Consider the following 20,256-nt stretch of genomic DNA (forward strand, 5'->3'; position numbering starts at 1 on the left):
ACTTCTGTTTGTTTTCCGGGGGAATGAGGACGATATGTCGTACGTGGAGATGCCGGGCGCGAAGGTGCCGATCCGGATGTGGGCCGACCCGGCGACGGTCGAGGAGGGCGCGCTCCAGCAGCTGCGCAACGTCGCGACCCTGCCGTGGATCAAGGGCCTCGCGGTCATGCCCGACGTGCACTACGGCAAGGGCGCGACGGTCGGCTCCGTGATCGCGATGCAGGGCGCGGTGTGCCCGGCCGCGGTGGGCGTCGACATCGGCTGCGGAATGTCGGCGGTGAAGACGTCCCTGACGGCGAACGACCTCCCGGGCGACCTGTCCCGGCTGCGCTCGAAGATCGAGCAGGCGATCCCGGTGGGGCGCGGCATGCACGACAGCCCGGTCGACCCGGGCCGCTTCCACGGCCTGGCGACGGCCGGGTGGGACGACTTCTGGGAGCGGTTCGACGGGGTGGCGGAGGCGGTCAGGTTCCGGCGTGAGCGGGCGGGGAAGCAGATGGGGACGCTAGGCGCAGGGAACCACTTTGTGGAGCTTTGCGTTGATACATCCGATTCGGTCTGGCTCATGCTCCACTCCGGTTCCCGCAACATCGGCAAGGAACTGGCCGAGCACCACATCGGCGTCGCCCAGAAGCTCCCGCACAACCAGGGCCTGATCGACCGCGACCTCGCGGTGTTCGTCGCGGACACCCCGCAGATGGCCGCGTACCGCAACGACCTGTTCTGGGCGCAGGAGTACGCGAAGTACAACCGCACCCTGATGATGGCCCTGTTCAAGGACGTGGTCCGCAAGGAGTTCAAGAAGGCCAAGCCGGTCTTCGAGCCGGAGATCAGCGCGCACCACAACTACGTCGCCGAAGAGCGGTACGAGGGGATGGACCTGCTGGTGACCCGCAAGGGCGCGATCCGCGCGGGTTCCGGCGACTACGGGATCATCCCCGGTTCCATGGGCACGGGTTCGTACATCGTGAAGGGCCTCGGCAACGCCAAGTCCTTCAACTCCGCCTCGCACGGCGCCGGTCGGCGGATGAGCCGGAACGCCGCCAAGCGGCGCTTCTCCACCAAGGACCTGGAGGAGCAGACGCGGGGTGTGGAGTGCCGCAAGGACTCCGGTGTGGTGGACGAGATCCCGGGCGCCTACAAGCCGATCGAGCAGGTCATCGACCAGCAGCGCGACCTGGTGGAGGTCGTGGCGAAGCTGAAGCAGGTCGTCTGCGTGAAGGGCTGACGCCCGGGGCGCCGTCGGGCGTCAGCCCTCGCGGTGGACCTTGGTGTTCGAGGCCTGGGCGCGGGGGCGGACGACCAGGAGGTCGATGTTGACGTGGGCGGGGCGGGTGACCGCCCATGTGATGGTGTCGGCGACGTCGTCGGCGGTCAGGGGGGCGGCGACGCCCTGGTAGACCTTGGCCGCCTTGTCCTGGTCGCCGCCGAAGCGGGTCAGGGCGAACTCGTCGGTCTTGACCATGCCGGGCGCGATCTCGATGACGCGGACCGGGCGGCCGACGATCTCCAGGCGCAGGGTCTCGGCGAGGACGTGCTCGCCGTGCTTGGCGGCGACGTAGCCCGCGCCGCCCTCGTAGGTGGACAGGCCCGCGGTCGAGGAGACGACCACGACCGTGCCGTCGCCGCTCGCCTCCAGCTTGGGGAGCAGGGCCTGGGTGAGGTTCAGGGTGCCGATGACGTTCGTCTCGTACATGCGGCGCCAGTCGTCCGGGTCGCCGGTGGCCACCGGGTCGGCGCCGAGCGCGCCGCCCGCGTTGTTGACGAGGACGCCGACGGTCTTGAAGGCCGAGGCGAACTCGTCGACGGCCGCGCGGTCGGTGACGTCCAGGGGGTAGGCCGTCGCCTGGTGGCCGGCCGCCCGGATCTCCTCCGCCAGCGCCTCGACGCGGTCCTTGCGGCGGGCGGTGAGGACCACGCGGTACCCGGCCTCGGCGAGCTGCCGGGCCGTCGCGGCGCCGATGCCGCTGCTCGCGCCGGTGACGACGGCGATACGGGAGGCGGCGGACGGGGCGGCGGCTGCGGTGGCCATGGGCTGCTCCTGGTGCGTACGGAGGGCGGTGCGGACGTCGCCGCCCAGGGTAGTCAGAGCCGTGGTCAGCCGCCGTTGCGCGGGGCCCACATGATCAGGGCCATCCCGGCGAGGCAGACCAGCGCGCCCGCGATGTCCCAGCGGTCGGGGCGGTAGCCGTCGGCGACCACGCCCCACAGGATCGAGCCGGCCACGAAGATCCCGCCGTACGCGGCGAGGATGCGGCCGAAGTGCGCGTCGGGCTGGAAGGTGGCGACGAAGCCGTAGGCGCCCAGGGCCAGGACCCCGCCCGCCGCCCACAGCCAGCCGCGCTGCTCGCGCACCCCCTGCCACACCAGCCAGGCGCCGCCGATCTCGAACAGGGCGGCGACGGCGAAGAGGGCGGCGGAGCGGAGCACGAGCATGCGGGCAGCTTCGCACGCACCGCGTCCGCGCCGGGCGGCGGACCTGCGGAATAACGGTCGGCGGTGCTCCGTTCCAGGGGTATAGTTGAACAATAAACAACCTGGAGGTTGAGCGATCATGCAGTTCGGCATCTTCACCGTCGGCGACGTCACGCCCGACCCGACCACGGGCCGTACGCCGACCGAGCGTGAGCGCATCAAGGCCATGGTCGCCGTCGCGCTCAAGGCCGAAGAGGTCGGGCTCGACGTCTTCGCGACCGGCGAGCACCACAACCCGCCCTTCGTGCCCTCGTCGCCGACGACCATGCTCGGCTACATCGCGGCCCGCACCGAGCGGCTGGTGCTGTCCACCTCCACCACCCTGATCACCACGAACGACCCGGTGAAGATCGCCGAGGACTTCGCGATGCTCCAGCACCTGGCCGACGGCCGGGTGGACCTGATGATGGGCCGCGGCAACACCGGGCCGGTCTACCCCTGGTTCGGCAAGGACATCCGCGAGGGCATCAACCTCGCCGTCGAGAACTACGCCCTCCTGCACCGCCTGTGGCGCGAGGACGTGGTGAACTGGGAGGGCAAGTTCCGCACGCCGCTCCAGGGCTTCACCTCCACCCCGCGTCCGCTCGACGGCGTCGCGCCGTTCGTCTGGCACGGCTCGATCCGCTCCCCGGAGATCGCCGAGCAGGCCGCGTACTACGGCGACGGCTTCTTCCACAACAACATCTTCTGGCCCGCCGACCACACCAAGCGCATGATCGAGCTGTACCGGGCCCGGTACGCCCACTACGGGCACGGCACGCCCGAGCAGGCGATCGTCGGCCTCGGCGGCCAGGTGTTCATGCGGAAGAACTCGCAGGACGCGGTCCGCGAGTTCCGGCCGTACTTCGACAACGCGCCGGTCTACGGCCACGGACCGTCGCTGGAGGACTTCACCGCGCAGACCCCGCTCACCGTCGGCTCGCCGCAGCAGGTGATCGAGAAGACGCTCGCCTTCCGCGACTACGCCGGTGACTACCAGCGCCAGCTGTTCCTGATGGACCACGCCGGGCTGCCCCTGAAGACCGTCCTGGAGCAGCTCGACCTGCTCGGCGAGGAGGTCGTGCCGGTGCTGCGCGAGGAGTTCGCGAAGGACCGCCCGGCGAACGTGCCGGACGCGCCGACCCACGCCTCCCTGCTGGCCGCCCGGGAGGGCGCCCCGACCGAGGAAGGAGTACGCGCATGAAGCTCGTCGTCGTCTCCGCGGGCCTGAGCGTGCCGTCGTCCACCCGGCTGCTCGGCGACCGGCTGGCCGCGGTCGCCGCCCCGGCCGCCACCGCGCCCGAGCCCGCCCCGGCCGACGTCCGGGTGGTCGAGCTGCGCGACCTCGCCGTGGAGATCGCGCACACCTTCACCAACGGCTTCCCGGCACCGGCGCTCGCGGACGCGTTCGCCGAGGTCGCGGCGGCCGACGGGCTGATCGTCGTCACGCCGGTGTTCTCGGCGTCGTACAGCGGACTGTTCAAGTCGTTCTTCGACGCGCTGAGCGTCACCGACGAGGACGCCCTCACCGGGAAGCCGGTGCTGATCGCCGCGACCGGCGGCACCGCCCGGCACTCCCTGGTGCTGGAGCACGCGCTGCGGCCGCTCTTCGCCTACCTGAAGGCGGTCGTCGTCCCCACCGGGGTGTACGCCGCCTCCGAGGACTGGGGCGCGCCGGGGCTCGACGCCCGGATCGAGCGGGCCGCGACCGAGCTGGCGGCGCTGATGGCCGGGCTGTCGGGTCCGGCGGGACCGTCGAAGGGGCGCACCCCGCCGCCGAAGCGGGACTCCTTCGAGGAGGTCACGCCCTTCGCGGAACGGCTCGCCGCGCTCAGCGTCCCGGGGCCGAGCCCGGCACCGTAGGGCGGCCGTCGGCCACCGGCGCCGCCGTCCGGTCGCGGACCGGCGCCGATCAGCGCCGCGAGCCTGATCGGAAGCGGTTCGGAAGCGGTGCGCCGCTGGCGCCGGAAGCGGGGTCGCTGGTGCCCTGGAGGGCATGTCGACGTCACCGGCGGCCGTACGCCCCACCGCTGTCGCCGGCGCCGGCACCGGTGTCCTCACTCCCGGTGCCGGCGCCGACGTCGGCGCTGGTGCCGTTGCCGGGGCCGGGGCCCGTGCGGGAGCCGGGGAGCCGCGCGGTGCGCAGATAGGTGCCGAGCGCCGACAGGTCGGTCCGCTCCAGGTCGGCCGGGCGGATCACGATCCGCAGCTCCGGGGCGGTCGCCGGATCGCGGCGGCAGTGCTCCGCGAAGCTCTCCACGATCATGAGCAGCAGCCGGGTGCGGTCCAGCTCCACGATCCGGGCGAGACCGGAACCGATCAGGGGGATCGCGACCGGCCGGTACATGCCGTAGCGGGCGACGGCCGGCCACAGGGTGTCCAGGCTCGCCCGCAGGTCGGCCGGACCGGAGCGGGCCACGAGGTCGTTGCCGAGCCGGGAGTAGGCCACGGCGAAGACCCGGCGCCCGGCCACCGTCAGCGGGACGGTGGTGCCCAGCGGATAGCGGACCCGGCGGCCGCGCGGCTTGTCCTGGACCCGCTCGGTGCGCAGCGGCCTGACCGCCCTCAGCCCGGCCTGGATGCGGTCGTCCAGCTGCTTGCGCTCGCCGCCGAACAGCCGCTCCACCAGCTGGCCCTGGACGCTTTCCCGGCTGATCACCAGGTCCTGCTCGGTGGCGGTGTCGAAGGTGTCGGTGAACCCGACCACCAGATTGGCGTCCTCCTGGTCGAACAGGTCGCCGCGCACCACCACGAGGTCACCGCCGCCGGGGAACGACTGCCGCAGCAGCTCCCGCCCGTGCCGCTCGCGCAGCCGGGCCCGGAGGGCGCCGAGCAGCTCGGCGACGTCCTGGTCGTCCGGCCGCTCCCGGGCCATCCGTTCGGCGACCGGCAGCGCGAGGTCGTGGCGGCCCAGGTCCATCCGGCTGCGGATCAGCTGGCGGCGGGCGGTCTCGTACAGCGCGGTGAGCCGGCGGACCAGCGGCCGGGCGAAGTCCTCGTCGCCCGCCTCGGCCAGGGGGCGGCCGCGCACCAGCGCGAGCGCCGCGGCCAGCCGGTCGGCGGCCGACGCGGGGGCCGCGAGCAGCGCCGAGTCGACCAGGTCGGTGAACTCCGCGCAGTCCAGCTCGTCGGGCTCCAGCACCAGCCGGTACGCCGTCTCGGGCGCCGGGCCGGCCAGCAACTGCTCGGTGCGCAGCACCCGGGCGCCGTCACCGCGCTGCGCGGGATCGAGGGCGCGGCGCAGTTCGAGGACCCGTTTCTGTACCTCGTTGCGGTGGCGCTGGGCCGCGTGCGGCAGCTCGCCGTCGAGTGCCCACACGTCCCGGTGCAGTCGCCGCACCGGGACGGGCTCGCCGTCCGCCGCCACCAGGCGGACCAGCAGCCGTGTCGTCAGCGGGGTCAACCGGGCGGGTACGCCGTCGACTTCGAGCCTGGCGGGGCCCAGGACGCTCACACGGATGCGCGCCATACAAGTGGTCTCCACTCGCTTCGCCCTCTCCCGACCGGTGGTCGCGGGGGAGGTTTCGGCAGCGTATCAATTGTCCGTTTGGGGGAGTTGTGGTTTCGGTCGGTTCGCGCGGGACCGGTCCGGTCGTCCGTCCGCCGCGGGGGAGCGGGCGGCTGAGCCGCCGGGGCCGGCGCGGCGCGTTCGGCGGCGCGCGGACCCGGCGGCTGTTCGTCGGCAGCGTGATGGCGGCCTTCGGCGGGGTGTCGGCCGTGCTGCAGTTCGTGGGGCAGCTGTGGCCCGAGGCGGTTCCCGGCCCGGCGCCGGTGACCGTGGCGTCGGTGCTGCTGTGCCTGGCCTGGGGATTGGTGCGCAGCAGGCCCACGGTGGCCGTGTGCCAGGAGTTCGGGCGGCCGCGGATGTCCGTGACCGTCGGTCCTGGCGACCTCTTCGACGAGTCCGCCCACCTCGTCGTCGGGTTCTCGGACACCTTCGACACCGACGTCCGCGACGGCGTGGTGATCAGCGGCGCCAGCGTGCAGGGGCAGCTGCTGGAGCGCCGGTACGACGGTGACGTGCGGATGCTGGACGACGAGCTGGACGCCGCCCTGCGCGCGGCCGTGCCGGTGGCCCGCGAGACGCGCGCGGACAAGCCGTACGGCAAGCTCGACCGCTACCCGGTCGGCACGGTGGCGGTGCTCGGCAGCAGGCCGCGGCTGGTCTTCGGGGTCGCGCACAGCCGGCTGGGCAACGACTGCGTGGCGCGCTCCAGCACCGAGGAGCTGTGGCTCAGCCTCGGCCGGGTGTGGGACGCCGTCTACCGGCACGGCCAACTGGACCGGGTCGCCGTGCCGTTGATCGGCTCGGGCCTGTCCCGGTTGCACGGGCTCGACGAGGAGAGCCTGCTGCGCCTGATCCTGCTGTCCTTCATCACCCACTCCCGGGAGCGGGTGATCTGCCGCGAACTGCGGGTCGTGCTGCGCCCGGCCGAGCTGGAGCGGGTCGACCTGACGGAGGTGGCGGCCTTCCTCGGGGTGCTGGCGGCGGGCTCGGGCGGGGCCGCGTAGGGCGTCCCCGCCGGGACGGCGCCGGCCCCCGGGGCACGTACCGCGGTGACGGGACGTGCCCCGGGGGCCGGTTGCGCCGGTCCCCCGAGCGGCGCGGGATCCGCCGGGCGGTTAGCGGGCGTCGTTCGGATCAGGCCGGCTCCGGTCGACGGCGCATTGTTGCCGCCCCGCGACCCCGGCAAGATCCAAACGACGCCCCCTACGGTCGGCGGTGGTAGGCGGACAGGTGCTTGAACGGGTAGGTCTGGCGCCAGTCGGAGCCGGTGTCGTTGACCGTGCAGCCCGCCAGCTTCAGCCGCTCCACGACCTTGCCGAGCGCCGTCTCGGAGCCGTCGAAGCGGATGACGTTGCGGCCCGCGATGTCGGCGATCGGCCGCACCCCGCCGACCTCGACGATCAGCGTGCGCTCCGGGTAGGCCATCAGCACCATGCCCAGCTCGATCAGGACGTTCGGGCGCGGCTGGCACACCGGCCGGGTCTCGTAGTCGGGTTCGTTGCGGCCGCGCAGCTCGGGGTGGAGGGTGACGACGTCGTCCGGGGTGAGCAGGACCAGCGCCGCCTGGGCCTGCGCGGGGGCTCCCGCGACCACGTCGCCGAGGAAGGGGGAGGCCTGGCCGGTCGCCCGGACCAGGTCCTCCCACTCCTTGGGCCGCAGGTCGAGGCGGCGCAGCAGCTCGTACATCTCGCGCCGCACCTGGTCGTCGCGGCCGTGCACGACGAAGACGCTCCGGGCCCGCTCGGCGTCCCCGGGCGCCGCGGCGGCCTGGCGCCGCCACCCGTCGCCGTAGGGCTGTGCGGGCGGGGTGGACGGCGCGGGCGGCGCGGCGTGGACGGGGGAGTTGTCGCCGAAGGTCTGGGTGGTGTCGGTGTTGCCGGCGCTCTGGTTGCCCCCGAAGTTGTTGGTGCTGCCCTGGCCGAAGCTGTTGCCGTGGAACCGCTGCCCGCTCATGGCTGCCGTGCCTCCCTGGTGACACCGGAGTTGTTGCCGAAGGTCTGGGTGGTCTTCGTGTTGCCGACGCTCTGGTTGCCGCCGAAGTTGTTGGTGCTGTTGGCGCCGAAGTTCTGCTGGAGGATGTTGGTCTGGTTCGCCTCGTGCTCACGGGTGTCGACGTCGTGGTCGCGCAGGAAGTCGCCGACGATCTGCAGCAGGTGCCGCTCGATGATCTGGATGTACTTGATCGTGTCCGACTCCTGGAAGAAGTGGTGGAAGTCGCGGTTGGGCGCCAGCTCGCGGACGCTGGTGAGGGCGCCGCAGTCCACCGAGGCCAGGGCGTAGCGGCCGAGCCGGAACTCGCTGGTGTCGGCCGGCTGGCTCACCAGCTTGCCGACGGTGTCGGTGCCGAAGCGGCTGGGCAGCCGTTCACGCAGCGGGTTGGCGATCAGCCGCAGGAGTTCGCCGGGCGCGCTGAGGGTCACGTCCCAGGCGATGCGCCACATGAGCTTGCCGCCGATCGTGGCCGGCAGCCGGTCGGCGAGGTGGAAGCTCTTCGGCAGGGGACTGAGCACGTAGGTGTAGAACTCGGTGTGCAGGGTGCTGCCCTTGATGTCGAAGCCGATGAACACCGAGGTGACCAGCTCCTGTTTCCAGGCGCCGATGCGGACGCACAGGTACTCGCGGCGGGCGTCGTAGTCCTCTTCCCAGTGCCCGGCGCTGTGGTCGGGCCCGTCGGGGTCGGGCGTGTCCAGGAGCACCGCGACCGGGTCGTCGGCCTCGGCGGTCCGCACCGCCTTGGAGAACCGGCGCCGGTCGACGGAGAGCAGCTCGACGCGGTCGCTCGGGGCGGGCTTGTCGCGCAGTTCCGCGAGCATCTCCTCGCAGACCCGGGAGGTGATGTCCTCGACCGTGAACGGGATGATCGGCTTGCGTTCCGTCCGCCCGGCCCCGTCCGTGCCGTCGCCGTCCGCGGGACCGTGCTGGGCGGGGACGTGCCCGTTGAGCAGGCCCTGGCCGAACGCGCCGGCCCGGGACTTCGGGGCGCCGAGCAGCAGTTCCGCGTTGGCCCACCGCTTGATCGGCTGACCCGCGCCGACGAACGGCTTGTAGCCGCCGTAGTACACGGTCTCCGAGGCCTGCTCCCGGTTGATCTTGCCGACCAGTTCCGGGGTGAGGCGCGAGGTGATCGGGTGGGAGCCGTCGAAGCCGGTGCGGTCGTCCGACGGGGGCGCCAGGTGCTCGGCGAGGGTCTGGAGGATGGCGAGCCGGCGCAGGAACATCGTGGCCCAGGCGAGCCAGAAGACGAACAGGGCGGCCATCCAGCCCCCCAGCACGTCCGTGGCCAGGAGCAGCGCGATGACGACCCCGCCCGTCCCGAGGGCGATCAGCTGGTTGCGGCGCAGGTGGTGGGCGGCGAGGGCGTGCGCCAGGACGGGCGCGGCGTCGTAGCCGTAGGAGGGGGCCACCACCCGGTAGCGGTGGGTCAGCAGCTCCCGGATGACCCCCTTGCGGTAGACGGGGTCGAGGTAGGTGCCCGCGCACATCAGGCGGGTGGCCTTGCTCGTCGCGTCCGGGGGCGGCGGGGCGGCGTGGGTGGTCATGGCTGTTCAGTTCCCTTCCCGCATGTCGGCCGCGGTGATGACGCCGCCGCTCACCGTGTAGGTGCCCTCGTACGTCGTCTGCGTGCCGTCGGTCTCCCAGGCAACGACCGTGACCGAGACGTCGTCGCCCAAGGTGCCGGTCACGGTGACGTCGTCCCGCTGGGTCGTGGCGAAGCCGGCGACGAAGGAGTCGTAGTCCTGGTCGAGGTTCTTGCCGCCCAGCTCCCACGCGGTCGCGAAGTCGCGGATGTTGATGGCGTGGAAGTACGCCGTCACGGTGGCCTCCGGCCCGGTCTCGTCGGCGGTGGCCCCGTCGGTGGCGGTGTCGTCGGTCAGGGTGTCGTCGGTCGTGGTGTCGTCCGTGGTGTCGTCCGTGGTGCCGTCGCCGTACGGGTCGTCGCCGTACGTGCCGCCGTCGTAGGTGTCGTCCTCGTACGGGTCGTCGCCGTACGTGCCGTCGGGTTCGGTGCCGTCGTCCGAGGTGCCGTCGTCGGTCGTGCCGTCGGTCGTGTCCGATCCCCAGCCCGGCAGCGCTCCGTTGCCGTAGAGCCCGTCGGTGGAGGGTGCCCCTTCGTCCGGGCCGTTCGTGGCGAGCACGACGGCCAGCACGACTATGAGGACGAACGGGATCGCGATCACGGTCAGGGCCTGGTTGCGCAGCGGGCCGGGCGTGAGTGCGAGCCCCGGTGCGGGGTAGGAACCCCGGGCGCCGGACGGGACGCGGGTACTGCTCATCTGTCACCTCATTGCCGCCGGTATCCGGCCGGGCGGATAAGGCACGCGCCCCGAGTGGGCCGATGTGCCGTGTGCATCGACCGATCCGATCAGTGGCGGCGCTTCCGGAACCAGATTTCGGGAGTTCCGATGCGCTTCCGATCGGCTTCCGGTATGGCCCGCCCGGCCGGTGCCGAGCCGGGGGCGCTCACGACCCCGTGGCGTCCAAGGTGCCCGCGGCGTCCGCCGCGTCGAAGGCGTCCATCAGGTCCTCCGCACCCTGCGCGGGCCCTGCGTCGAGCCGCTGCTCGGACCAGATGGTCTTGTCGTGGCGGCTGTGCCGGACGCCCCAGTGGGTGCTCAGCCGCATCACGATGAACAGGCCGCGGCCGCCCTCGTCGTTCTCCCGGGCGCGGCGCAGGTGAGGGCTGGTGCTGTTGGCGTCCGTGACCTCGGTCAGCAGCCGGCCCCGGTCGCGGATGAGCCGCAGCCGTACCGGGCCGTCGCCGTAGCGGATGGCGTTGGTGACGAGTTCGCTGACGACGAGTCCGGTGGTGTAGGCCGCCTCGTCGAGGCCCCAGGAGGCGAGCTGCCGGTCGACGAGCCGCCGTGCGGTGCCCACCACGGAGGTGTCGGCGGGCAGCGTCCAGTCCGCGACGTGCTCCGGGGGCAGGGCACGGGTGCGTGCGAGCAGCAGGACGGCGTCGTCGCGGCGGGAGGGCGCCAAGTGGTAGACGGCGGTGTCGCACAGGTCCTGCAGCGGCCGTGTGGTGGACGCGAGGATGTGTTCGAGGCGGCGCCGGGCGGCGTCCCCGCGGGCGCCGTCGCCCCCGGTGAGGCCGTTGGTGTGGAGGGCCAGCAGGGTGCCCGGAGCCAGCTCCAGCACGGCCGGGGTGAAGACGTGTCCGCCGCCGGTCCCGAGCGGCGGCCCCTGCGGAACGTCCACGGCGCGCGGGACGCCGTCGGGGTCGACGACGACGGGGGCGGGGTGTCCCGCGCGGACCATGGTGCAGTGCCGGGAGACGGGGTTGTAGACGGTGACCGCGCAGGTCGCCACGGAAGGGTTGGGACCCGGCCGCCCGGAGGCGTCCGACAGTTGGGCGGCGACCTCGTCCAGATGGGTCAGCAGCTCGTCCGTCTCCAGGTCCCGCAGGGCCAGGGTGCGCAGCGCCAGGCGGAGCTGGCCCATCGTGGCCGCCGCCTCGATGCCGTGCCCGGTGACGTCGCCGACGACGAGGGCGACGCGGGTGCCGGAGAGGGGGACGACGTCGAACCAGTCGCCGCCGGCGCTCTCGGGCAGGTACACGTGGGCGGTCTCCACCGCCGAGAGCCGGGGGATGGCCCCGGGCTGCAGCCTGCGCTGGAGGGCGGTCGCCACGGTGTGCTCGCGCCGGTAGCTGTGCGCGTTGTCCAGGTGCACGGACGCGGTGAACGCCGCCTGCCGGGCCACGTCCAGATCGGCGTCGTCGAAGGGGTCGGTCCGGTGCCGGTACAGGGTCAGCAGCCCGAGCAGGGTGTCCCTGGCCATCAGCGGGGCGACGATCATGGAGTGCACGCCCGCCGTGATCAGCGGCTCGAAGGCCGCCGGGTCGGTGGACAGCCAGGGGTCGTCGGAGGAGACGCGGACCAGCCGGGCCCGCAGGTCGTTGAGGACCTGCGTGTACGGGGTGGGAAAGGGCAGCGGACGGCTGTCGCCCTCCCGGCGGCTCACCTCGGCGGTCGGCGGGGCGAACGACACCCGGCGCAGCGGAACCTCCGTCGGCGGGGGACCGGCCGGACGCTCGGCCGCGACGGCCCCGTCGTCCAGCAGGTCGACGGTGGCCGCGTCGGCGAAGGCGGGCACCAGCGCCCGCACCAGCTCGTCGCCCGTGGTCCGCAGGTCCAGCGTGGAGCCGACGGCCGCGTGCACATGGCTGAGTACGGCGAGCCGGTCCGCCGCGGCCTGCCGCTCGGTCACGTCCTCGACCACGCCCACCAGGCCGGGCCTGCCGTCGCCGAGGTCGTGCAGCGGGAAGAGGGACACCTCGACGGCCAGGGCCTGGTGCGGGTCGGACGGCGACTTGCCCCGGACCAGCCGCCCCCGCAACGCCTCGCCGGTCGCCAGGACCTCGTCGATCAGGCGCTGGAGCGCGCCCGCCTCGAATCCGGGGGCGAAGTCGTCGACGCCCCGCCCGAGGACGTCCTCCTCGGACAGGCCCCGCATGCCCCGGCCGGCCGGGTTGTAGCGGATGACCCTCTGCTCGGCGTCGAAGACGAACAGTCCCTGAGGAGAGTTGGCGAACAGCGCGTTGAGCACCGCGGCGTCGCCGATGGGATCGCCTGTCACCGCACGCTCCCTTCGCGGCCTTCCCCCTCACCTTCTCGCATCGGCACTGCCCGGCAACTCGGCCGGAGGGTGTGCTTGGCTCGACACGCGCGCCCGACACGCGCGCGTGAACCCCCGGGAAGGGAGACGGACTGCCGTGCACGTGCTGATCCTCGGCGGCACCACAGAGGCCCGCCGCCTCGCCGAACTGCTGGCGGCCGCTCCGGCGGGCGGGGCGGGGCCGCTGCCGGGGCTGCGGGTGACGAACTCCCTGGCGGGGCGGGTCTCCGCGCCCAGGACGCCGCCGGGCGAGCTGCGCGTCGGCGGTTTCGGCGGCGCCGAGGGGCTCGCCGCCTGGCTGCGCGAGCACGCCGTCGACCTGCTCGTCGACGCCACGCACCCCTTCGCCGGCACCATCCCCTTCCACGCGGCACGCGCCGCCGCCACCGCCCGGGTCCCCCTCCTCGCGGTGCGCCGTCCCGGCTGGCGGCGGGGCGAAGGGGACGTCTGGCACGAGGCCGGTTCCCTGGCGGAAGCCGCCGCACTGCTGCCCGGGCTCGGTCGGCGGATCTTCCTGACCACCGGCCGCACGGGCCTGGCCGCCTTCGCGCACCTGGCCGACCCGTGGTTCCTCGTCCGGTCCGTCGACGCGCCCGAGGCGCCCTGCCCGCCCCGCATGGAGGTCCTGCTGGACCGCGGTCCCTTCACCCTCGACGGGGAGCGCGAGCTGCTGCGCCGGCACCGGATCGACGTCCTGGTCACCAAGGACAGCGGGGGAGCCGCCACGGCACCGAAGGTGGCGGCCGCCCGGGAGGCGGGGCTGCCCGTGGTCGTGGTGCGCAGGCCGCCGGTGCCCGGGGGAGTGCCGGTCGTGGCCGAACCCGAACAGGCGGCGCGGTGGGTCCGCGAGGCACAGGCGGGGTGCCGACTCCCGTACTAGTCACACACCCGGCCGTCGCCGGGCCGCCGTCACTCCTCCTCGCGGGCGATCGCGTTGATCGCGGCGGCGGCGAGCGCACTGCCCCCGCGACGGCCCCGTACGACGAGGTGCTCCACGCCCGCGGGGTGGGCGGCCAGCGCGTCCTTGGACTCGGCGGCGCCGACGAAGCCGACGGGTACGCCGATGACGGCGGCCGGGCGGGGCGCCCCCGCGTCGATCATCTCCAGGAGCCGGAAGAGCGCGGTGGGCGCGTTGCCGACGGCGACCACGGCGCCGTCCAGCCGGTCGCGCCACAGTTCCAGGGCGGCGGCACTGCGCGTGGTGCCGAGCCGGGCCGCCAGGCCGGGGACGGCGGGGTCGGACAGGGTGCACACGACGTCGTTGTCCGCGGGCAGCCGCGCGCGCGTCACCCCGCTGGCCACCATCCGTACGTCGCACAGCACGGGCGCACCGGCCTTCAGGGCCTCGCGGGCGCGGGAGACGACGCCGGGGGACCAGGACAGGTCGCGGACCAGGTCGACCATGCCGCAGGCGTGGATCATCCGGACCGCGACCCGGCCGACGTCGGAGGGCAGGCCGGAGAGGTCGGCCTCCGCGCGGATGGTGGCGAAGGACTGGCGGTAGATGGCCGCGCCGTCCTTCTCGTACTCGTACTCGGAGTCGTACGGGGTCACAGTGCTCTTCTCGCTGCTCTCGGTCGGCGGACGGCCACGGCGGGGAGCATACCCACGCCGCGGTTCAGTGGTAGGCGTGCACGACCGCGTGGCCCTTGCCGCGGCCGATCATCCACTTGTTGACCGGCGTGGTGATCACGAACGCCACGGCGAAGCCGCCGAGCAGGGCGTACCAGAACAGGCCGTCGGACAGGTGCGCGTCCATCGCGCCCGGTACGAGGGCGATGATGCCGTTGTCGACCAGTTCCATCACGGCGATGGAGACGGTGTCGGCGGCCAGCGCCACCTTGACCGCGGCCTTCATGGACACCCCGGCGCGCACCACCGCGAAGAGGGTGAAGGAGTAGCCGAAGACGAAGGCCAGGGCGATGGCCAGCACCATGGTCGGCGCGTTGCCCCACCTCAGCGCGGTGCCGATGACCATGCCGAGGATCTCGCCGATGGCGCACCCGGTGAGGCAGTGCAGCGTCGCCCGCATCGCGGTCGCCCAGGTGGCGCCGTGCCCGTGCCCGGGGCGGTGGCCGCCCGCGGGGGCGGAGTGCTGATGCGCGGAACCGGAGTCGTGCGTGCTGTGGTCCATGACGGAAATGTATACCCCCCTGGGGTATCAGTCCAGTGGTCCGGTGGTGGGTGACGGTCACCAGGCTTCCGAGTCCTTGGCCTCCTGCGCCGAGGAGGCCGTCGCAGCCGCCGGGGCCGCGGCCCGCACCCGCTCCGCGACCAGCGGGAACACGAGTACGGAGAGCATCGCGGCGCCGACCAGCGAGGCCGCCAGGTCCGTGCCGATCAGCTTCTGGTCGACGCCGATGGTCGTGATGGCGACGACCAGCGGCAGACACGTCGAGGTGAAGAGCGCCAGCGCGGCCCGGTCCCCGCGGTCCAGGTCCCGCGGCGCGAGGACGTACACCGGGACGCCGTGCACCAGCAGGAAGAGCAGCAGGAACCCCGGCACCAGCAGCAGGGCGCCCGGGTCGTGCAGCAGCGCGTCCAGGTCGAACTCGATGCCGGTGACGACGTAGAAGAGGGGCACGAGGAAGCCGAAGCCCATGGCCTCCACCTTGCCGAGCACCTCCCCGCTGCTCGCGGGCGCCGCCCGGTGCAGTACGAGCCGGGTCAGGACCCCGGCGGCGAACGCGCCCAGCAGCACGTCGAGGCCGAAGACCTCGGCGAGGCCCAGCATGCAGGCGAGCAGCAGCATCACGAACCGGACCGCGAACTGGCCGCTGCTGTGCAGGGTCAGCTCGGTCAGCCGGGCGAACCAGGGCGGCCTCGGGCGCAGCGCCCAGAACACGGCGGCGGCCGTGATCGCCCCGAACGCGGCCAGCAGCGCCGCCGACTCGGCCGGCCGGCGTCCGCTGAGCAGCAGCGCCACGGCGATCACGGGCCCGAACTCGCCGACCGCGCCGAACGCCGAGATCACCGTCCCGAACCGGCTGCGCAGCTCTCCGCGGTCCCGCAGCATCGGCAGTACGGTGCCGAGGGTGGTGCTGGTGAGGGCGGTGCCGACGACGAACGCCCCGAAGACGTCCCCGCCGCTGATGAGCAGCGCCAGCGCGATCCCGGCGGCGAGGGCGAGGGGCCAGGACCACAGGGAACGGCGCAGGGTGTCCCCGCGGACGGCGGCGAAGTCGATCTCGTAGCCCGCCAGGAAGATCAGCATGGACAGGCCGAGGTCGGCCAGCGTGTCGACGACGGCGTCGGGGTGCGCCCAGCCGAGTACGTCGGGCCCCAGCACCATGCCGAGCGCGATCTCGAAGATGACCAGCGGGACACGGATCCGCCGCCCCGTGGCGTGGACGAGGAGCGGCGCCAGCACCGCGGCGGCCAGGATCAGGACGAGGGTCCCCGGGTGACTCACGAGGCGCCGCCGGACTGCCGGACCACGGACCGCCGCACGTGCCGGAGCCCCGCGTTCCGTGCCATCGGCCCTCCCTCACGAACGGCGTCCCGGAAACGGACGGCAACCGCGTCCGGGCCTCCGCCGCCACTGTCACCCGCGGAGCGGTCCGGGACTACCGGGCGTACTCCGGAAGGGGCGCTCCGCGGGGCCGGAGTCACCCGGTCCGGTCGGCGGCGGTCGCCTCGGTGAGGCGGCGCGACCAGACCCGCGGGGCAGGCTGTGGGGTGGCGTTCTCCGTCATGTACAGGGCCCGCCGCTCGGGCAGGTGGAAGTTCATCTTCGAGGGAGCCTCGGTGTCCGGGGTCGTTTGGGACCCGAGGGCGGGTTGCCGCCGGTGTGGCGGACGCCGCGCCGCGGCATGGCCGTACCGGCGTACGCGTTCTCCGCGACCGCGTGCTCCATCAGCCCCCGGGGCGCGGTGATCGGCACGTCCGCGCCCTCAGGAGCGGCTGTCGACGCCGAGGGCGTGTTCTTTGAGGAACGCGCCCGCGTGGGCCGCCGCTTCCTCCGCGGTCGCACAGCGCGCCCCTTCGTCGGCCGTGCCGGACGCCCCGTCAGCCCCCGTGCCCGTCCAGCTCCATTCCCCGGCAGAGGCCTGCACCAGCTCGGCGGTCCCTCCGAAGAGCGCGAGCCTGCGGGTGTCCGCCGCCGCGGACGCCGGACGGCCGACGGCGTCGGGCCACTTCTTGCGCGCACCCTGCCGGGTGATGCCCCAGACGGCTCCCAACTGCTCGTAACTGGCGCCGTAGGAGCCGGCGGTCGCCGCCGCCTGCCCGGCCAGCCGCCTGACCTCGCCGTCCACGACCTTCCAGGCGGCCAGGACGGACAGCGCCACTTCGACGGGGTCCGCGTCCCACGCGCGGTCCGCGGGCAGCCCGGTCTGACGGGACCGGATGGCCGAGGCCAGGGGGTGCAGGGCGTCGTACAGGGCCTTGTCCAGCTCTGCCTGCTCTTCTGGGGTGATCTCGGAAACCGTCATGCGACAACTATAGTTACCGATCCCCGGATGGAAAACTAAAGTTTCCATCCCGGTCGTGAATGGCGCCCCAGCTGCGGCGCCGCGCGGCCTCCAGCTCCGCCTGGAGCGGCGACGGCGGTACGGCGAGGACCGGGCTGACCGCGTGGGCGACGCAGTAGCGACTCGTGGAGGGCCACAGTGCCCGGTGCAGTCGGCCGCGCCGTCCGGTGCCGACGACGAGGACGTCGTTCTCCTCGCGGGCGATCCCGACCAGAGCCGGTCCGGGGACACCCCGGGCCACGAGAGCCCGCACCGGCACCCCGCGGCCACCGGGGCCGAGGACGTCGTCCAGCGCCTTGAGCAGCCTCTCGCCCGCCAGCCGCTCCCACTCCTCGGCAAGCACGGCAGAGCCCGGTGCCCGGCGCGAGGTGAGTTCACCGCCGGGAGGCTCCCAGGCCAGCACCGGCCACAGCTCGGCCCCTCGGCAGCGCGCCTCGGCGGCGGCCCGGGCCAGAGCGGTCAGGCTCCCCAGGGAGCCGCTCACCCCGACCACGACCCGAGCGGCGGCGCGTGGACCGGACCCGGACATGGCTTCCCCGTTCTGTGCTGCCGCCCGGACCGTCCCCGGTCGGCGGATCTCCGTCGGAACCCCGCCATCACACCTCCGGGCCCCGAGCCGCCGGAAGCCGCTCCCACGGTTCTTGGCGCGCCTCTGACGTCCGGCCCCACGCCGTCCGGCCCGAGCCGTCAGCGTCCCGTCAACATCGTCCGCCGCGTCGTCAGCGAACCGTCATGAGCGGCCGGCCACCGGGACGGCGTGCTTAGCGTCGAGACCGTGCCCCGGTCCGCCTCCCCGCGTCCGGGCCCCCCGACATCCCTCAACGCTCCTCCGTACCACCGCAGGCCCAAGGAGTACCGATGACAGAACCGCTGTACGGCGAGGACCCCGAGCCCTCCGAACCCTTCCCGGCCGGACCCCTGTACGTCCCGGTCCGGCCGGGTCCCTCCGGCTGCACGGCCCGGCTCTTCCGCACCCCGCTGGGCCGGCGCACGGCCGTCGGCTTCACCTCCGAGCGTCGGCTCGTCACCACCCTCGGCGCCGACCAGGCGTGGGTCCGGCTGGCCGAGCCCGCCCTGCGCGCGCTGACCGCGCCCCTGGGCGTCACCACCGTCACGGTCGATCCGCAGTTCACGGCCCCGGCACCCGCACCGGCCGGGGCCGCACCGGCCGAACCGGTGCCCGCTCCCGCGCTGCGGGTCGGCTGAGAGGGGACGCACACCATGACCACCGTCCACGTACCCACGCCCCGGCCCACCGCCGCCGACCTCTCGGTGTGGCCCGCGTCCACCACCGGGGCGGCCCACGGCGACCTCGCCGTGGGCGGCGTGCCCCTCACCGAGATCGCCGACCGCTTCGGAACCCCCGTCTACGTCCTCGACGAGGCAGAGGTCCGCGAACGCTGCCGCACCTACCGCGACGCGTTCCCCGAAGCCGAGGTCCTCTACGCGGCCAAGGCGTTCCTGTGCCGGGCCATGGCCCACTGGATCGACGAGGAGGGCCTCGGCCTCGACGTCTGCTCCGCCGGCGAACTGGAACTCGCCGTCACCACCGGCTTCCCGCCCGAACGGATCGTGCTGCACGGCAACGCCAAGTCCCCGCGCGATCTCGACACGGCCCTGCGTCTGGGCGTGGGGCGCATCGTCATCGACAGCCCCTCGGAGATCGCGCGGCTGGCCGCCGCCGTGGGCCCGGACGGTCACCAGAAGGTGATGGCCCGTGTGGTGCCCGGCATCAGCGCCGGAGGCCACGAGAAGATCCGCACCGGCACCGACGACCAGAAGTTCGGCCTGTCCATCTCCGACGGCTACGCCCAGCACGCCATCGCCCGCATCCTCGACCAGCCCCAGCTCGAACTGACCGGCCTGCACTGCCACCTGGGCTCCCAGATCAGCACCGTCAAGCCCTACCTCGTCGCCGTACGGCGCATGGTCGGCCTGATGATGCGCCTGCACGAGCAGCACGGCCTGGTCCTGCCCGAACTCGACCTCGGCGGCGGACACGGCATCGCCTACCGCCCCGGCGAACCGGCCCTGGACCTGACGACCCTGGCCCGCAGGATCCGCGCGGAACTGGCCGACGCCTGCGCCACGGCCGGCCTGCCCGAACCGCGCCTGCTGATCGAACCGGGCCGGGCCATCGCCGGCCCGGCGGGCGTCGCCCTCTACCACGTGCTGGCCGTCAAGCACACGGGCGACCACATCTTCGTGGCGGTGGACGGCGGCATGAGCGACAACCCGCGCCCCGCCCTGTACGGCGTCCGCTACGCGCCCCGCCTCGTCGGCCGGCGCAGCACCGCCGCCCCGGCCCGGGTGACCGTGGTGGGGCGGCACTGCGAGGCCGGTGACGTGCTGGCGTCCGACGTGGACCTGCCCCGCGACGTACACCCCGGCGATCTGCTCGCCGTACCCGTGGCCGGCGCGTACCACCTGTCCATGGCCTCCGGCTACAACCTGGTCGGCCGCCCGCCCCTGACCGCGGTCCGCGACGGACACGCCCGCCTCCTGGTCCGACGCGAGTCCCTGGACGACATCCGCAACCGCGACGTGGGTCTGTAGCGCGGGGCCCGGCCCGCCACCCCGGATTTCAGGGGCCGAAAGCTCTGAGCGTCGCGTCGACGAGCGAATCCGCGTACGTGGCCGTCAGCGGACCGCTCCGGTGCAGCCACCTCAGGAAGAGCGGCGCGTAGAGCACTTCGAGCACCAGGTCGAGGTCGGCGTCGGGGGCGAGCTGGCCCGCCTTCTGGGCGCTGCGCAGACGGACCTTCTTCGCCTCGTCCAGCGGCCCGGCCAGCTTCTCGCGGTACTCGGCCGCCAGCGCGGGGTCATTGGCGATCTCGGTGTTCAGGGCGCGGATCAGCTTGTCGAAGGAGGGGTCGGCGAACTCCTCGACCGTGGCGCGCATGACGAGCCCGAGGTCGGCCCGGAGGTCACCAGTGTCCGGCAGCGTGACCGACTGCCCGTCCGCGTCCTCGCTCAGAGCCAGGAGGGCGGCGACGACGACCGCGCTCTTCGACGGCCACCGCCGATAGATCGTCTGCTTCCCGACGCCGGCGCGGGCGGCGATGGCCTCGACCGTGACCTTCTCGTACGGCTCTTCGGCAACCAGGGCGCGGGCAGCCGCGAGGATCGCCTGCCGGGACCGTTCCCTGCGCCGGGAGTGGTCCGGCCCCTTCTCCATGGACATGCGCCCAGCCTACCCAGAAA

21 protein-coding genes are annotated in these 20,256 nt (G+C 73.3%); 7 read left to right on the plus strand and 14 right to left on the minus strand.

The features are described 5' to 3' along the window. Nucleotides 1-34 precede the first annotated feature (34 nt). A complete protein-coding gene (locus tag ACGH52_RS21755; RefSeq protein ID WP_399941622.1) occupies nucleotides 35-1,228 on the plus strand; it encodes an RtcB family protein in 1,194 nt (397 codons plus the stop codon). A 21-nt stretch (nucleotides 1,229-1,249) separates the two neighbouring features. Here ACGH52_RS21755 and ACGH52_RS21760 read toward each other — a convergent pair whose 3' ends face one another. Then, nucleotides 1,250-2,032, minus strand: a complete 783-nt coding sequence (locus ACGH52_RS21760; RefSeq protein WP_076976239.1) for an SDR family NAD(P)-dependent oxidoreductase — start codon at nucleotides 2,030-2,032, stop codon at nucleotides 1,250-1,252. 65 nt (nucleotides 2,033-2,097) lie between these two features. Further along, the gene (locus tag ACGH52_RS21765; protein WP_399941625.1) at nucleotides 2,098-2,436 is read right to left on the minus strand and encodes a YnfA family protein; all 339 of its coding nucleotides are present in this window, start codon (nucleotides 2,434-2,436) and stop codon (nucleotides 2,098-2,100) included. Between the two features lie 118 nt (nucleotides 2,437-2,554). On the opposite strand from ACGH52_RS21765, the gene ACGH52_RS21770 reads away from it, so the two are divergent. Together ACGH52_RS21770 and ACGH52_RS21775 are read left to right on the plus strand one after the other, a co-directional pair. Continuing rightward, complete coding sequence (locus tag ACGH52_RS21770; RefSeq protein WP_076975650.1) at nucleotides 2,555-3,658, plus strand: LLM class flavin-dependent oxidoreductase; 1,104 nt, start codon at nucleotides 2,555-2,557, stop codon at nucleotides 3,656-3,658. Beyond that, nucleotides 3,655-4,317, plus strand: a complete 663-nt coding sequence (locus tag ACGH52_RS21775; protein WP_059299836.1) for a CE1759 family FMN reductase — start codon at nucleotides 3,655-3,657, stop codon at nucleotides 4,315-4,317. The genes ACGH52_RS21770 and ACGH52_RS21775 overlap by 4 nt, the downstream gene beginning before the upstream one ends. 142 nt (nucleotides 4,318-4,459) lie before the next feature. Here ACGH52_RS21775 and ACGH52_RS21780 read toward each other — a convergent pair whose 3' ends face one another. Then, nucleotides 4,460-5,923: a macro domain-containing protein gene (locus ACGH52_RS21780; RefSeq protein ID WP_121702411.1), complete on the minus strand. Its 1,464-nt coding sequence runs from the start codon at nucleotides 5,921-5,923 to the stop codon at nucleotides 4,460-4,462. 89 nt (nucleotides 5,924-6,012) lie between these two features. Between ACGH52_RS21780 and ACGH52_RS21785 the strand changes: the two genes are divergently transcribed. After that, the gene (locus ACGH52_RS21785; RefSeq protein ID WP_399941629.1) at nucleotides 6,013-6,966 is read left to right on the plus strand and encodes a macro domain-containing protein; all 954 of its coding nucleotides are present in this window, start codon (nucleotides 6,013-6,015) and stop codon (nucleotides 6,964-6,966) included. A gap of 199 nt (nucleotides 6,967-7,165) precedes the next feature. On the opposite strand, the gene ACGH52_RS21790 is transcribed toward ACGH52_RS21785, so the two are convergent. From ACGH52_RS21790 to ACGH52_RS21805, 4 genes are all read right to left on the minus strand, one after another. Further along, nucleotides 7,166-7,915, minus strand: coding sequence for a TIR domain-containing protein (locus ACGH52_RS21790; protein ID WP_121700822.1), 750 nt, complete (start codon nucleotides 7,913-7,915; stop codon nucleotides 7,166-7,168). Continuing rightward, nucleotides 7,912-9,501: a hypothetical protein gene (locus ACGH52_RS21795; RefSeq protein ID WP_399941633.1), complete on the minus strand. Its 1,590-nt coding sequence runs from the start codon at nucleotides 9,499-9,501 to the stop codon at nucleotides 7,912-7,914. The genes ACGH52_RS21790 and ACGH52_RS21795 overlap by 4 nt, the downstream gene beginning before the upstream one ends. Before the next feature lie 6 nt (nucleotides 9,502-9,507). Continuing rightward, on the minus strand, nucleotides 9,508-10,236 hold the full coding sequence (locus tag ACGH52_RS21800) for a hypothetical protein (RefSeq protein WP_399941636.1): 729 nt from the start codon (nucleotides 10,234-10,236) through the stop codon (nucleotides 9,508-9,510). A gap of 187 nt (nucleotides 10,237-10,423) precedes the next feature. Further along, nucleotides 10,424-12,541 carry a SpoIIE family protein phosphatase gene (locus tag ACGH52_RS21805; RefSeq protein WP_399941639.1) on the minus strand — a complete coding sequence of 706 codons (2,118 nt, stop codon included), beginning with the start codon at nucleotides 12,539-12,541 and terminating at the stop codon, nucleotides 10,424-10,426. 136 nt (nucleotides 12,542-12,677) lie between these two features. Here ACGH52_RS21805 and ACGH52_RS21810 point away from each other — a divergent pair, with 136 nt between their 5' ends. Next, nucleotides 12,678-13,460, plus strand: coding sequence for a cobalt-precorrin-6A reductase (locus tag ACGH52_RS21810; RefSeq protein ID WP_399941641.1), 783 nt, complete (start codon nucleotides 12,678-12,680; stop codon nucleotides 13,458-13,460). A 29-nt stretch (nucleotides 13,461-13,489) separates the two neighbouring features. Here the strand turns inward: ACGH52_RS21810 and ACGH52_RS21815 are convergent, their stop codons facing one another. From ACGH52_RS21815 to ACGH52_RS21840, 6 genes are all read right to left on the minus strand, one after another. Beyond that, nucleotides 13,490-14,134 (minus strand): precorrin-8X methylmutase, encoded by a 645-nt coding sequence (locus ACGH52_RS21815; RefSeq protein ID WP_059299843.1) that lies wholly within the window; start codon nucleotides 14,132-14,134, stop codon nucleotides 13,490-13,492. A gap of 64 nt (nucleotides 14,135-14,198) precedes the next feature. Then, complete coding sequence (locus ACGH52_RS21820; protein ID WP_399941644.1) at nucleotides 14,199-14,714, minus strand: DUF4396 domain-containing protein; 516 nt, start codon at nucleotides 14,712-14,714, stop codon at nucleotides 14,199-14,201. A 57-nt stretch (nucleotides 14,715-14,771) separates the two neighbouring features. Then, nucleotides 14,772-15,992, minus strand: coding sequence for a cation:proton antiporter (locus ACGH52_RS21825; protein ID WP_210974231.1), 1,221 nt, complete (start codon nucleotides 15,990-15,992; stop codon nucleotides 14,772-14,774). Nucleotides 15,993-16,188: 196 nt separating this feature from the next. Further along, complete coding sequence (locus ACGH52_RS21830) at nucleotides 16,189-16,311, minus strand: hypothetical protein (protein ID WP_399941647.1); 123 nt, start codon at nucleotides 16,309-16,311, stop codon at nucleotides 16,189-16,191. A 162-nt stretch (nucleotides 16,312-16,473) separates the two neighbouring features. Then, nucleotides 16,474-17,013, minus strand: coding sequence for a hypothetical protein (locus ACGH52_RS21835; RefSeq protein WP_076975662.1), 540 nt, complete (start codon nucleotides 17,011-17,013; stop codon nucleotides 16,474-16,476). Nucleotides 17,014-17,026: 13 nt separating this feature from the next. After that, complete coding sequence (locus ACGH52_RS21840) at nucleotides 17,027-17,581, minus strand: universal stress protein (protein ID WP_399941650.1); 555 nt, start codon at nucleotides 17,579-17,581, stop codon at nucleotides 17,027-17,029. A 329-nt stretch (nucleotides 17,582-17,910) separates the two neighbouring features. Between ACGH52_RS21840 and ACGH52_RS21845 the strand changes: the two genes are divergently transcribed. Beyond that, a complete protein-coding gene (locus ACGH52_RS21845; protein ID WP_076975664.1) occupies nucleotides 17,911-18,258 on the plus strand; it encodes an SAV_915 family protein in 348 nt (115 codons plus the stop codon). A gap of 15 nt (nucleotides 18,259-18,273) precedes the next feature. After that, nucleotides 18,274-19,608 (plus strand): diaminopimelate decarboxylase, encoded by a 1,335-nt coding sequence (gene lysA / locus ACGH52_RS21850; RefSeq protein WP_399941654.1) that lies wholly within the window; start codon nucleotides 18,274-18,276, stop codon nucleotides 19,606-19,608. A 28-nt stretch (nucleotides 19,609-19,636) separates the two neighbouring features. Here the strand turns inward: lysA and ACGH52_RS21855 are convergent, their stop codons facing one another. Further along, nucleotides 19,637-20,236, minus strand: a complete 600-nt coding sequence (locus ACGH52_RS21855; protein WP_399941657.1) for a TetR/AcrR family transcriptional regulator — start codon at nucleotides 20,234-20,236, stop codon at nucleotides 19,637-19,639. Between the last annotated feature and the right edge of the window lie 20 nt (nucleotides 20,237-20,256).

It is taken from the genome of Streptomyces sp. BBFR25, assembly GCF_044590125.1.
Taxonomy (GTDB): domain Bacteria; phylum Actinomycetota; class Actinomycetes; order Streptomycetales; family Streptomycetaceae; genus Streptomyces; species Streptomyces canus_D.